We start from the raw sequence: 13,055 nt of genomic DNA on the forward strand, positions 1-13,055 counted from the left end.
AGCCTGAAGCTGGCGCAAATTTAAAAGCTGATCTCTTTTATATCAGCTACTTTTAGTATCTCGCTATAAATTTGACCGATGATCGCGATGCGATTATTTCGCACTTTCTCATTTTCAACATTTATCATAACTTTGTCAAAAAACTCATCGATCTGCGGTTTTAGAGCAAATAGAACTTTTAGCTTTGGCTCATACGCTAGGCTCTTATCAACCGCTTTAAACGCGTCATTTAAGGCCTTTTCAGCATCTATCTCAAAGAGACCCTCATCAACCTTACTAAATTTATCATCTTTTATGATGTTTGCAAGGCGTTTAAATGTCGAGAAATTCTCTCTAAAGCTTGGCTCGCTAGAAATTTTAGCAAGTGCCTCTATCATCTTAGTTAGCTCCAAGATGTCTTTTTCGCCGCTTTTTATGCACGCTTTTACGATAGAAGCATTTGCGTCAAAGAAAGTGTAAAGCCTATCAAGGATGAAATTTATAAGCACTTCAACATCAAATTTTTTATAGTCTTTTGCGATATCTTCTAAAATTTCTTTTACGTTAAATTTCAAATTATGCGCCGAAACGATCTTTATCACGCCATTTGCCGCGCGTCTTAGAGCGTATGGGTCTTTCGTGCCGCTTGGTATTTTGCCGATGCTAAAGAGCCCCATTAGCGTATCAAGCTTATTTGAAAGCGCCACAACCGAACTAAAGACCTTGCTTGGGCACTGCGCCTCCTCGCCGTCTGGCAGATACTGCTCTTTTATAGCCAAAACAACGTCTTCATCCTCTTTTTTAGCCTTTGCGTAGTAAGCACCCATAATACCTTGAAGCTCGGTAAACTCATAAACCATCTGCGTTGTAAGATCAGCCTTGCTTAACATCACGGCTCGCTCTAACTTAGCCGCGTACTCGCCAGCTTCTTTTTTGAGTAGCTCGTCATAGTTGCTAGCAAGCTTTTTAGCCACTTTTAGCTCTCTAAGCTCTTTTTCGTAGATACTTCCAAGCTCTTTTAGATAAGTTATATTTTTTAGTTTTTCTGGGCTAAATTCGTGCGCTAGGTCGCTTTGCCAAAAGAACATCGCATCACTTAGTCTTGCTCTTAGCACCTTTTCGTTGCCCTTGATGATGAGCGAGTAGTCCTGCGTTATGGCGTTGCTAACAACCACAAAGCCATTTGCGAGCTTACCATCTTTAAAGACTGGGAAGTAGCGCTGATTTTCTTTCATAGAAGTAATGATTACCTCACTTGGCACCTCCAAAAATTCCTCTTCAAACGAGCCAAGAAGCGCTGTTGGATACTCGGTTATCGCCACAACTTCAGCTAACAAGTCTTTATCGATCTCGATCTTTAGCCCGCTTTTTTGGCTAATTTTTTCAAACTCATCAAGGATTATTTTTTCTCTCTCGCCTGCCTCAAATACGACACCACGAGCCCTTGAGCCATCAAAATACTCTTTTATATTTGAAATTTTTATCTTGTCATAGCTGATACTTCTATGTGGATAGGTTGAATCACCGCTCTCTACGCCAAATTTATTAAATTTTATGACCTCATCACCAAGCAAACACAAAAACGATCTTATCGGGCGGATAAACTCAAACTCGCCGTTACCCCAGCGCATAGACTTGCCAAAGTTAAGACTATTTAAAAACTCCTCGACCATGTCGCCCATTATCCTAGCAACCGGCTCGCCTTTTACCTCTTTTTCGTAGTAAAGCACCTCTTTGCCGTCTATCTCTTTAAATTTAAGCTCACTATCATCTATGCCGCATTTATTTGCAAAGCTGAGTGCTGCCTTTGTGAAAGCTCCGTCTTTTAGTGCCACTTGCTTTGGCGCACCGATAAAGCTAACCACGCTGTCAGGCTGAGATCGTGGAAATTTCTCATGAAAAAAGACCAAACGACACGGCGTATAATAAAATTTAAAAGGACTTACAAGATTATATTTTTCAAGCACAGCCTGCCATTTAGCATTGATATTTGGTAGCTCCCTTAAAAATGGTATCGCTGGAAGCTCCTCGACTCCAATTTCTAATAATAACTCTTTCATATTTCACTCTTTTTATTAAAATTTTCTCTTTTTTCTCTTACCATTTTTCTTGCTCTCTCCTTCTCTTGTGACTGCAAAATGACGCCTCTTATCATAAAAATAAGAAATAAAATAAACGCCGTAATCATAAAAATATCTAAAATTTGCACTCTCTACTCCACAACGATTTGGTTTTCTCTCTTGTAAATTTTAACTCTCGCATTTTCAAAACTATACTCGCCATCTTTTAGCTTTTTCTTACTATAAACCCTGATCTTACCGTATGGTGTATGCAGATAGCCCCTCTCTAGTCTGCCCGAAATTTTAGCAAAGATATCACCATTTCTAGCTTCGCTTAATTGCGATGCATCTAGTAAATTTTCGCTAATATCTTTTGTACCATGCTCATTTATGATCTCATAAGAACTGACTTCAAGCGCATCTTTATAAATTTTCATTCGCCTTACTAAAATATCTAGCTCTTCGCCTACAGTAACGCTATTTTTAGGATCATAAACATAAATTCCGCGGTGATTTTTCGAGATAATAAAGCCATACTTATCTTTTAAGATAACAACCGCTTTTTCAATCACTGCTGGCACTGCCTCTGGATGATCAAAAAGCATATCTACATCAGCTGTCTTATAGTCTTGTTCGCTTATTTTTTTATTGGCTTTATTTTCATCTTTTTTAAAAATTTTACTCACAAAGCCCTTTTTTACTGGGCTTGGATCAGTTGAAATTTTAAACTTTAATGCAAAGTGATCTGAGTAAAGGTCGCTCTTTGCAAAGCCTTTTTCATCAACTGCAAAGCTTGGTTTAAAGACTTCAAAACTGCCACTAACATAGCTTAGATCGCCATTTTCCATAAAACTAGGCGAAAGCAAAACATGATCGATCGCTCTTTTTTTGCCATGCACTGCGTGAGAGTATCTATCTTTTGGCTCAAGCTCTTTATAAAGATCATAAAAATTTCTCGTTGCAATGATGTCATTTAGGATGGATTTTTGTCCAAAGGGCGAGTTAAAATCACCCAAAATAATCGCATTTTTCTCTTTACCTAGAGCTGTTCTTAACGTTTTTTCAGCCTTTTTTTGCATATTTATACCATTTTTATAAGTTGGAAAGTGATTTACAAATATGCTAAATTTCTTACCTTCCGTCTCAAAAACAACCTTTAAAATATTTCTCGTCTTTACATTTGGAACTTTAAAAATTTCACTGCCACTTGGCTGCAACTTTGAAATAAGCCCAAGCCCAACAGGCGAATTTTTCTCCTTTGTAAAGCTTATAAATTTATACTCGCTATCACTTACCATAGCTTTTAAAACCTGCTCATTTTCGATCTCTTGAAGTGCGATAATGTCTGCATTTAGTGCATTTATGACTTGTCTTGTTCTTTGTAGTTTTGAATCAGCTGCATCGCAGTCCCATTTGGATACGCCTACTTTAAAATCAAGATACTCGCTACCATCATCTTTGCAATCAAATAAATTTTGCACATTATAAGTTGCGATGCTAATTTCACTCGCAAATGCCACTAAAATGGTAAAAACCAAAGCAAAAACTACTCTCAAATCTCACTCCTAAAGTCAAATTCAGTGATATTTTGCCTGATCGCCTCATAAGCGATAATGCCAGCACTCATAGCTAGATTTAGACTTCTGCCCTCTTTTCCCATTGGTATGGTTATGGCATTTTTAAAATTTATATCCATAAATTCTCTTGGCAACCCAGTACTCTCGCCACCAAAAAATATAAAATCTCCTGGCTTAAACCTAGCCTCGTAGTAAAGCCTATTTGTCTTTGTGGTAGCGAAGAAAAATCTATCCTTGTGGCTTAAATTTGCTTTTAAAAATTCTTCCAAACTATCCCAAATTTTTGGATTTAAAATTTTCCAGTAGTCAAGCCCTGCTCGTCTAACAGCCTTTTCACTCAGATCAAACACAGTGGGCTTAACGATATGCAGCTTTAAATTTGCATTAACACACATTCTGCCGATAGCTCCAGTATTTTGCGGTATCTGAGGATGGACTAGGACTATGTTAAACATAAGTTTTCTTTGCCTTAAAAAGTGTTATAAACTAGCCTATTTTAGCCAAAATGGGCTTTTAAGAGTTTTAAAATTTAGGGATTTAAAATTTTTGCTCATTAAGATATTTTGATATCGCGAGCTCTTCTTTTCGTTTTATCTCTTTTGCGATCTCTTCGTTTTTAAAGCCAGCTGATAAAATTTCCGCTACATCAACCTTCGCATCAAATTTTACCTCATAAATTCCAAGCTTCTTGGCACGCTCTATTCGCTTTTTATTATAAGCTCCTAGCCATGATTTTATAGGCATGCTAAGTGCTATTTGCATTAGCTCTTTATCGCTTGGCATATCCTTGAAATAAGGCTCTTTTAGTATAGAAAAATAGCTTTTTGGCAGATGCATTTTCTCTAAAATTTCTTTTGCATTAGACTCAAATTTTCCAAAAAATAGATATAAGAATAATCTCTCATCATCTATAAATTCTCTAGCACTTTTAAGCTCGTTCAAAAACTCATCGTCCTTAGAAATTTCCACACCAAAAATTTTTCTTATAAGTCCAAGCTCAAAAAGATAGTAAGCTCCTTTTTCTAGATGCTTTGCTCGAAAAAATTTAATAAGCTCAGTATTTATCCTATCTCTGCTTAGATGCTCCAAACTAAGGCTTTTCATAAGAGCTAGCGTCTCATTAGCTATGCTAAAATCAAGCCTTGAGCTAAACTGCACTCCTCTAAGCACCCTTAGCGGATCTTCTTTAAATTTTTCACTATCAATGTGCCTTAATGTCTTATTTGCTAAGTCGCGCATTCCACCATGAAAGTCTAAAATTTCTCCATTAAAGATATTCATCATCATGGCATTTATCGTAAAATCTCGCCTAAGGCTCGCAATTTTTGGATCATTAATATAGCTTACCGCAAAGTCTTTGTGCGAATTTCCGGTTTTACTCTCGCTTCTTGGAAGCCCGATGTCGTAGTTTTTATATTTATAGATGAAGTAGCTTTTGCCAACACCGCTCGCTCCTATGCTAGCCATCATCTCATCAAACTTAGTAGGCTCGATGTCATAGACTTCAATATCGTAGTCATAAATTTCTCGTCCAAGAAGTGCATCTCTCACGCATCCACCAACTATATAAACGCGCGATGAAAAAGGAGAGAATAGCGATCTAAAAAAGTCTAGCTCGCTATTTTTATAAATTTCATTTTTGATTTTTATCTCATTTTTTGAGCCGTCTAATGGCTTATTTTGAGAGATTTTGGAGTCTATTTTCGATATTTGCAAGAGTAAATTCTAAAAATTTTGTCGTTAGCTCAAGCCTTGAAGCAAGATTTTGTTCACTAGTTTGTTTAAGCCCTTCAAAAAGCACTTCTATGCGCTCAGCAAGGTTTGCTAAGAAAATTTTCTCTTCGCTCACCTCTCTACTTTTTGTTAGACTTGCTGGCTCCTCTTTTACCTCAAATGCTTGCTCATTTTGTAAATTTGCCTCAACTTTTAGCTCGTTATTTAGTGCATTTTCATTAGACTCTATAGCCAAAAGCTCTTTTTTTAAATTCTCTCGCTCAAGCTCTTCTTGCTTTTTACTTTGCAACGCTTCTATTTTTTCAAGCTCGGCACTAACCTCACTAATTGCCATTCTAGCGATATCATCAAGCTTCATAATCTTATCAACCACCTTTTAAATTCATTTATCTCTTCGTCACTTTTCATCGCTATAAAAAACTCTTTCATCTGCTCGTTTTTTATCGCTCGCTCTTTGCGAAGTCCGCTCAGGCGGTTTATCGCGCTAAGGGCATCTTTGTTTGATGGGTCTTGCTTTAAGATGTTCTTATAAATTTCAAGTGCATCATCTTTTAGTCCTTGAGCTTCGTAGATGAGTGCTTCAGTGATTGTGTTTTTCATTTTTTGATAAATCCTGCTATCACGTCGCCTATCTCGCTTGTTGAGCAAATCTCAACTGCGTTAAATGCGGCAATATCTTTTGTCCTATATCCCTTTGCAAGTGCAGTTTTTACAGCGTTTTCTATGGCGTCTGCTGCCTCACTCTCGCCAAATGCATATCTTAGCATCATCGCTGCACTTAAAATGGTAGCAATTGGATTTGCTATACCCTGTCCTGCGATGTCTGGTGCTGAGCCGTGTATCGGCTCATAAATTCCCACTTTACCACCCATACTTGCACTTGGAAGTAAGCCGATCGAGCCACAAACCATGCTCGCCTCATCACTTAAAATGTCGCCAAATAAATTTTCAGTAAGGATGACGTCAAAATTCGCTGGCGCTCTTACTAGCTGCATCGCCGCATTATCCACATACATAAAGCTAAGCTCTACTTCAGGATAGCCCTTTGCCACCTCGCTAGTCACCTCGCGCCAAAGCTGGCTTGTCTCAAGCACATTTGCCTTATCGACCATGCAGACCTTTTTCTTGCGAAGCATTGCTGTTTCAAAAGCGATCTTCGCGATGCGTTCGATCTCCATTTTAGAATAAACCATAGTATTAAACGCTCTATCTTCGCATTTTTCTCTAGGCTGGCCAAAATAAAGCCCACCAGTTAGCTCACGAACAACAACAAAATCAACGCCTTTTAGAACTTCTGGCTTTAGAGTGCTAGCACCAACCAGCTCATCAAAAACTATAGCTGGGCGTAAATTTGCATAAGCCTCTAGCTCTTTTCTGATCTTTAAAAGTCCGCTCTCTGGCCTTAGATGTCTTGGCAAACTGTCCCATTTCTCGCCACCGATCGCTCCAAAAAGCACAGCATCTGAGCTTAGAGCAGCGCTTAACGTCTCATCTGGCAAAGGCACACCAAATACATCATATGCAGAGCCACCCATAAGCTTATAGTCGTACTCGAATTTCATACCAAACTCAGCACTTATGACGTCTAGAATTTTTATCGCTTCATCGATTATTTCAGGACCGATACCGTCGCCTTTTATAACACAAATTTTATACTTTTTCATTTTTGTTCCATCTTTGCTTTTGCATACTCTATAAGTCCGCCAGCATTTAAAAGCTCTTGCATAAAAGGCGGTATAGGACTAAATTTATACTCTTTACCACTGGTTAAATTTACGATTACGCCGTTATCAACATCTATTTTTAGCTTATCGCCAGCATTTATCTCATCTGTTTCTTTTATCTCAAGTATCAAAAGTCCTGTGTTAAAGCTATTTCTATAAAATATTCTCGCGTAGCTTTTAGCTATCACCGCGCCAATGCCAGCAGCTTTAAGCGCGATAGGAGCGTGCTCGCGAGAGCTACCGCAGCCGAAATTTTCTCCCGCTACGATAATGTCGCCCTTATCTATCTTGGAGCTAAAATTAGGATCGGCATCCTCCATTATATGTTTTGCTAAGATATTTTCATCGGAAGTATTTAAGTATCTGGCGGCGATAATTATATCGGTATCGATATTGCCGCCGAATTTCCAAACTTTATTCATCGTTTCGCCTTTTTTAAATTTTCGAGATTTTAGCCAAAAGTAGCTAAATAATTCATCAAACGGCGAATAAAATTTGCGGCCTAAACGGCTAAAGGGCAAGGCAAAGGGCGCTAAAACGCCCTTTTTATCTTTTTAAATTTAAAGAACACCTACCTAAGAATTTACACGTTGGGCAAAATCCGGTAACACCGACAATGATTGGAATTAGGCCGATTAACGCCCAGTAGCTCTCGTAAAAATACCAAACCGCTACCGTAAAAATTAGCCCCAGTACGACCCTAATAATTCTACTTTTCACGCTTACCATATTTTTACCTTTTCTTAAAAATTTTATAAAGCGGGCAGTAGCCGTAATATCCCGTTAAAAGCGGAATTAGCCCGACCGTCCACAACCAGCAGTCGCAAATAAATCCGAAAATAAAAAACCAAATCGCCGCTATAATCAAACGTATAGTTTTATCTAAAACGCTCATTTTATCTCCTTTAAGCCAAAGCTTTTAGCATTCCGTTCATAACCATAGGTTTAAATCCGTAAATTTTAACCAGCCAACTCATATAGCTCTCCCTGGTAGCACCGAAGCACTCTAAAGTCGGAGCCGTTCCCTCCCAGTCGAACTCTACCATTATGGCCTTGCCGTATTTGGTGATAAAAGGGCAAGCCGTATATCCTGTAAATTTCTCGCTAGGTTCTCGTCCTTTTATCGTATCGGCTAAATTTTTAGCTAAGATCGGATACATTTTCCTAACGCTAGCTCCCGTTTTGCCGGACGCAAATCCGCAAATATCGCCGATACCAAATATATTTTTAAATTTTGTACTTTGTAGGCTGTATTTATCGACGGCTAGGAAATTTAGCTTGTCGCCCTCTTTGGTTAGGCCGGCGCGAGCTAAAATTTCGCTTCCTTTTTGCTTAGGCGGCAAGTGAAGCCAGTCGTATTTTACGTCGATTAGCTCGGATGCGATTTTATCTTCGCCGTTTTGCCTATACGCCGTCCAAAACTCGAAAGTAGCGGTATTTGAGCTTTTATCGACGGCTACGATTTGGTGGCGAAGATTAAATTTTATCTTTCTTTTTATCATTATTTGAGTCATCGCCGCGGCATAAGTCGGATCGCCGAAAAGCTTGCCGCCGCCGACGTAAAGATTAACGCTGCCTTTATCGCGGTTGCCGGCCAACCTCAGCCTATCTTCGCTCATGCAAGTTACTTTTTTATTAGCGCCGCTGCATTTCATCGGGGTTTTTTGATCGCAAAATACAGCCGCGCCGCCGTTTTGAGAGAATTTTTTCATCAGCTCGTTGCTCTTTACGGCGCCTTGTAGAGTGTAGACGGAGGATATGTTGCCGCTCGTATCGTTAATATCCTCTAAGCTAAGCCCTTTAACGGCTTCAAAGTCGTATTCCACGCCGCTTGCTACGATTAGATAATCATACCCTAGTTCGCTCCCGTCATCTAAGACGAGCAGATTGGCTTCGGGCTTTATCTCCGATACGTTTTTGCGTATCCACTCGGTTCCTTGCGGGATATAATCCGCTTTTTCGTAAACGACGTCGCTAGCTTCGTAAATTCCGACGGCGATTAGCGTAAAGCCCGGCTGGTAGTAAAATTTCTCGTCTTTATCCACGAGAATTACCTTGGCGTTAGGCATATCTCTTCTAAGTTTAGCCGCCAACGCGATACCGCTAAGTCCCGCGCCCATTATGACGATTTTAGAATTTATATCGTCGTTTTCGCCGCCCGTTGCCGAGCAACCGCTCATACTCGCGGCTAGTCCCGCGGCCCCCATTAGCTTTAAAGCGTCTCTTCTTTGCAGTCCTTTCATAAATTCTCCTTTAAAACGAGTTTATGAAATGCTACCTAAAAAAGGCCGCCCTATCCGTAACAATGTTACCTTAAAACGAGAATTTTAAGAAACTAGCCTTATTTCGCCACGGCTTTGCGTTATTTGCCCGCTTCTCTCAAGCTCTTTAAGCACCCTAGATACCGCTTCTCTAGCGCTTCCTAGATGATTCGCCAGCTCTTCGTGAGTTATTTTTATAAAATTTTCGTTTAGATTTTCGATGCTTTGAGATAAAAAATTCATAATCCGCGCCGAAAGCGGCGAAAACAAAGCCTGTTCCATAACGTTTATCGTTCTGGCAAACCGATCGGCTACGATTTTTAGGGTAAAATTTAAAATGCTCGGATATTTTTCTTTAAGAGGCTTGTAAATTCGCGCCGGAATAACGATAATCTCGCTATCTTGCTCGATTTCGACGCTTACTTTATTTTCTAGCGAATTTATAGAACAAGTATCGCACAGCACGCAACTCTCGTCTTTAGTTAGCCTAAATATCGTTATTTCCTTTGCGCTAGATGATACAAACGCTCTTAAAACGCCTTTTAGTATAAGTATAAATCCGAAGCAATCGTTTCCGGAGTAAAATATATCGCCCTTTTTTACGGTTTTTAGATACGCGTTGGCAAAGATCGCATTTAGATCCTCGCTTGCTAGATCGAAATTATTCGTAAACCTCTCGCGCAAAATTTCTTTTAACTCTTCGCTTAGCATTTTGCCCTTTCGTGACTTCGTTACAAAAATTTAACCTTATTATAGGTAATATTGCATAAAAATTTAATACGAAAAGAAAAACAATGCACAACGTTAAGCAAAACGACTCGCAAAGCAAAATAAAATCGCTTCCGATTATGCTTTTTGCCGGTACTATGGGGCTTGGAGGGCTTTGCGCGGCTTATAAGAAATTAAGCGAGATATTTGATTTACCCGGCGAGATATTCTCGGCGCTTAGAGCGCTAGACTGCACGGTATTTTGCCTACTTTCGGCGTTTTACCTCTTTAAGCTTTTAAAATTTAAAGAAGAAGTAAAGGCCGAATTTTCGCACCCTATAAAGATAAATTTTTTCGGCGGGTTTATTATTTCGCTTTTTCTTTTAGCTCTAGCCTACAAAGACGCGCCGCGACTATACTACTCGCTTTTTTACGCGGCTTTAGGCTTACAAACGATTTTTACGCTTTACGTAATTTCTTTTTGGATCGACGAAAAATTCGATATCGCGACGCTAAATCCGGCATGGTTTATCCCCGTAGTGGGCAACTTGCTAATCCCGATCATAGCCGAAAAATCTCAAGCGATCTGGTATTATTTTAGTTTGGGGCTATTTTTCTGGATTATTTTATTCGCCGTTATATTTTATAGGTTAGTTTTTTGCGATAAGTTAGCCGACAAATTCGTCCCGACGCTAGTCATTACGCTAGCGCCGCCGGCTATGGCGTTTTTGGGATACGTAAAATTAACCGAGCGATTCGACGCTTTTGCGGCGATACTGCTTAATATAAACGTATTTTTCGCGGCGCTTATACTTTTTTCGTATAAAAGATTTATTAAACTCAAATTCGCCCTATCGTGGTGGGCTTTTACCTTCCCGACGGCCGCTAGCTCCATAGCGTTTTTAAAAGCTTACGAAATTACGCAAAGCGATTTTTACTTAGTTTTGGGAGTCGGCGCTTTTGCAGCTTTAGTCGCTTCAATTTTGATAGTCGGGTTTTTAACGGTTAAATCTATAATAAACGGTGAAATTTTTTCGGAAAAATAGCCTTAGCTCAAAAATTTACTTTAGTAGTATTCGTAGCTGATTTCCAGCTTTTTATATAGGCCGATTTCCGTTATATCGCCGTTTTCATAGTATTTGTCCGCGGGCTTAAATTTGACCGAGGTTTTACGCGTCAAATTCCCCCGCTCGTCCCTCGTTATGTCTTTAAACTGCAAAATTTGCCAGATTTTTGCCTCGGAGCCGAAGTAATTTACCGACGTATACTCCATCTCGTCGCCGTTTGCGGCGTAGTAATAAATCCATTTTGAGTTTGGGGCTTGCGTGATTTTTTCGTATTCGCCGTTTGGCTTGCACTCGAAGCTTATCTCTATGCCGTGCCGCGGCTCCATATTATTTTCTATCCGCGTTAAAACGCCCTTTTCGTCGTAGACATAGCTATCGTCCGTTACTAGCGTCCCGCCCGAATACGTCGCCCTAGCGATCATTTTGCCGTCCTTGCCGTAAGTGGTTTTCTCCGTGCGGGGGTAAAATTTATCCTCCACATGCTGTTCTTTGGCCGTTGCGACTAAATTTTCGCCGTCAAATTCGTATTCGTAAAGATAAACGGCGCTGTCTTGATACTTTTTGCGTATTAGCCCGTCTTTGCCGTACTCAAACAAAACCGAGCCGTTTGGCGCGCCGTTTATATGCTCGGTTTCTTGCAGTATATAGCCGTTTTCGTTAAACTCCGTCCGCTTTACGCGCGTATTTTCTAGCGCGCCCAAGCCGTCCATAGAGTATTCGTACTCCGTAGCCGTCATGCTTTTGACCTCGCCTTTTAGCTCCCTTTTGCTCCAATCGCTTTGCGGTAAAACGGCCGAGTTTAGATAGCAAACCGCCGATGCCGCCGCGAAAATAGCTTTTAAAATTTTCATTTTTATCCTTTTTCAAATCACGCAAAGCATAGATTAATTTAGGTTAAAATTTCGCCTAATTTAGCCCAAAAAGCGACAATGCCAGTAAAATTCTATCTTTTACGAGTTTAAATCCGCGCTTAAAACCGACTTAACTTTTTAAGCAAGCCTGAGGCGAATTTTCATTTTCGAGTGGTTTATTAACTTAAAACTAAGCTTTATTTGCCTTTTTAAAAATTTCTCTCATCTCCTCTTCGCTAAGCGGCTCAACTAGCACATTTGCCGCATCGATGAATCGGTATTTTTCTTTTGGTAAATTTTTCATGAAAGCGTTGTATTCGCATTCGCCAAATACGTGCGCGTCCTTATCGTCTACGCCGACGACTAGTGCAAGTATCCAGCGCGAGACCTTGCGATCTCCTAGGGCTTCTTGTGCTTGCCACGAAGGAGAGGGAGCGTAAGGCAAGATGGTCGGCAAATTTTCACTAAGCGTATACGCGCCAAAAATTTCATTTCCATTTTTATCTTCGTATAAATTCTCTCTTGCGCTATAAGCGTCAAGATACTGCACCTGCCTCATCATCTCATCAAATTTAGCCACAGGGCTGGCACTTGCAAAAATTTCATCTATCATAACCGCGTCAAACGCCACGTCGCGCTCCACGCCATAGATATAAAGCGTTTGATTTTTCTCTTTTGCGTCCTTTAGAGCTTCAAGTCCCCACATTATGTCAGCTTCATAATCAAATTTTAAAATTTGCTTTTCATCGTAAATTTCCTCGTTGTCGCACTCTATTTTCGAGCCGGTTTGGGCTGAGAGCTTTGAGAGTAGCTCAAGCGCGATCTGCCAGTCACCAACGCCGCTTGGAGTGCAGACTCGAACGATATATTTGCCGTCTTCATAGTTTAGCTCAAAGCCACGAACACTCTTTTGCCACACACCTGCGATCATCACGTCAGCGCCCAGCTCATTTGTGCCTGGCTCTTCTTGTTTGCCATTAAAAAAGAAAAGCCCTTCTACAAGCTCTGAAATTTCACGCTCGCTTAGTGCTTTTGCATATCCGCCAAGTAGCTTCTTTTTGTTTTTTACACTAAATGTCAAACTCATAAATTCT

At 40.0% G+C, this 13,055-nt stretch carries 15 protein-coding genes; 1 reads left to right on the forward strand and 14 read right to left on the reverse strand.

Annotation, left to right across the window (positions count from 1 at the left end; all coding sequences use genetic code 11):
- Nucleotides 1–20 precede the first annotated feature (20 nt).
- The 12 genes from glyS to MTT30_RS05035 all read right to left on the reverse strand — a co-directional run bounded on the left by glyS (nt 21) and on the right by MTT30_RS05035 (nt 10,046).
- Nucleotides 21–2,039, reverse strand: a complete 2,019-nt coding sequence (gene glyS, locus MTT30_RS04980) for a glycine--tRNA ligase subunit beta (RefSeq protein ID WP_429801192.1) — start codon at nt 2,037–2,039, stop codon at nt 21–23.
- A 152-nt stretch (nt 2,040–2,191) separates the two neighbouring features.
- Nucleotides 2,192–3,595 carry an endonuclease/exonuclease/phosphatase family protein gene (locus MTT30_RS04985; protein WP_429801193.1) on the reverse strand — a complete coding sequence of 468 codons (1,404 nt, stop codon included), beginning with the start codon at nt 3,593–3,595 and terminating at the stop codon, nt 2,192–2,194.
- Nucleotides 3,592–4,071, reverse strand: a complete 480-nt coding sequence (locus MTT30_RS04990; RefSeq protein WP_429801194.1) for a tRNA (cytidine(34)-2'-O)-methyltransferase — start codon at nt 4,069–4,071, stop codon at nt 3,592–3,594. The genes MTT30_RS04985 and MTT30_RS04990 overlap by 4 nt, the downstream gene beginning before the upstream one ends.
- Before the next feature lie 82 nt (nt 4,072–4,153).
- Nucleotides 4,154–5,332 (reverse strand): CCA tRNA nucleotidyltransferase, encoded by a 1,179-nt coding sequence (locus MTT30_RS04995; RefSeq protein ID WP_429801195.1) that lies wholly within the window; start codon nt 5,330–5,332, stop codon nt 4,154–4,156.
- A complete protein-coding gene (locus MTT30_RS05000) occupies nt 5,292–5,708 on the reverse strand; it encodes a CiaD-like domain-containing protein (RefSeq protein WP_429801196.1) in 417 nt (138 codons plus the stop codon). The genes MTT30_RS04995 and MTT30_RS05000 overlap by 41 nt, the downstream gene beginning before the upstream one ends.
- Nucleotides 5,705–5,950, reverse strand: coding sequence for a hypothetical protein (locus MTT30_RS05005; RefSeq protein ID WP_021091490.1), 246 nt, complete (start codon nt 5,948–5,950; stop codon nt 5,705–5,707). Before MTT30_RS05005 ends, MTT30_RS05000 begins: the two co-directional genes overlap by 4 nt.
- Nucleotides 5,947–7,014, reverse strand: coding sequence for a 3-isopropylmalate dehydrogenase (gene leuB, locus MTT30_RS05010; RefSeq protein WP_429801197.1), 1,068 nt, complete (start codon nt 7,012–7,014; stop codon nt 5,947–5,949). The genes MTT30_RS05005 and leuB overlap by 4 nt, the downstream gene beginning before the upstream one ends.
- Nucleotides 7,011–7,496: a 3-isopropylmalate dehydratase small subunit gene (locus MTT30_RS05015; protein ID WP_429801198.1), complete on the reverse strand. Its 486-nt coding sequence runs from the start codon at nt 7,494–7,496 to the stop codon at nt 7,011–7,013. Before MTT30_RS05015 ends, leuB begins: the two co-directional genes overlap by 4 nt.
- A 124-nt stretch (nt 7,497–7,620) precedes the next feature.
- On the reverse strand, nt 7,621–7,803 hold the full coding sequence (locus tag MTT30_RS05020; protein WP_429801199.1) for a YgaP family membrane protein: 183 nt from the start codon (nt 7,801–7,803) through the stop codon (nt 7,621–7,623).
- A gap of 4 nt (nt 7,804–7,807) precedes the next feature.
- Nucleotides 7,808–7,969: a YgaP family membrane protein gene (locus tag MTT30_RS05025; protein WP_021091464.1), complete on the reverse strand. Its 162-nt coding sequence runs from the start codon at nt 7,967–7,969 to the stop codon at nt 7,808–7,810.
- A gap of 10 nt (nt 7,970–7,979) precedes the next feature.
- Nucleotides 7,980–9,317 carry an NAD(P)/FAD-dependent oxidoreductase gene (locus tag MTT30_RS05030; RefSeq protein WP_107812407.1) on the reverse strand — a complete coding sequence of 446 codons (1,338 nt, stop codon included), beginning with the start codon at nt 9,315–9,317 and terminating at the stop codon, nt 7,980–7,982.
- A gap of 84 nt (nt 9,318–9,401) precedes the next feature.
- The gene (locus MTT30_RS05035; protein WP_103560655.1) at nt 9,402–10,046 is read right to left on the reverse strand and encodes a Crp/Fnr family transcriptional regulator; all 645 of its coding nucleotides are present in this window, start codon (nt 10,044–10,046) and stop codon (nt 9,402–9,404) included.
- Nucleotides 10,047–10,129: 83 nt separating this feature from the next.
- Here MTT30_RS05035 and MTT30_RS05040 point away from each other — a divergent pair, with 83 nt between their 5' ends.
- The gene (locus MTT30_RS05040) at nt 10,130–11,089 is read left to right on the forward strand and encodes an SLAC1 anion channel family protein (RefSeq protein ID WP_429801200.1); all 960 of its coding nucleotides are present in this window, start codon (nt 10,130–10,132) and stop codon (nt 11,087–11,089) included.
- 20 nt (nt 11,090–11,109) lie between these two features.
- On the opposite strand, the gene MTT30_RS05045 is transcribed toward MTT30_RS05040, so the two are convergent.
- Nucleotides 11,110–11,961: a hypothetical protein gene (locus MTT30_RS05045; protein WP_429801201.1), complete on the reverse strand. Its 852-nt coding sequence runs from the start codon at nt 11,959–11,961 to the stop codon at nt 11,110–11,112.
- A gap of 190 nt (nt 11,962–12,151) precedes the next feature.
- Nucleotides 12,152–13,048 carry a DUF4299 family protein gene (locus MTT30_RS05050; RefSeq protein ID WP_429801202.1) on the reverse strand — a complete coding sequence of 299 codons (897 nt, stop codon included), beginning with the start codon at nt 13,046–13,048 and terminating at the stop codon, nt 12,152–12,154.
- Nucleotides 13,049–13,055 lie beyond the last annotated feature (7 nt).

The sequence above is a fragment of the Campylobacter concisus genome (assembly GCF_050447445.1).
GTDB lineage: Bacteria > Campylobacterota > Campylobacteria > Campylobacterales > Campylobacteraceae > Campylobacter_A > Campylobacter_A concisus_BI.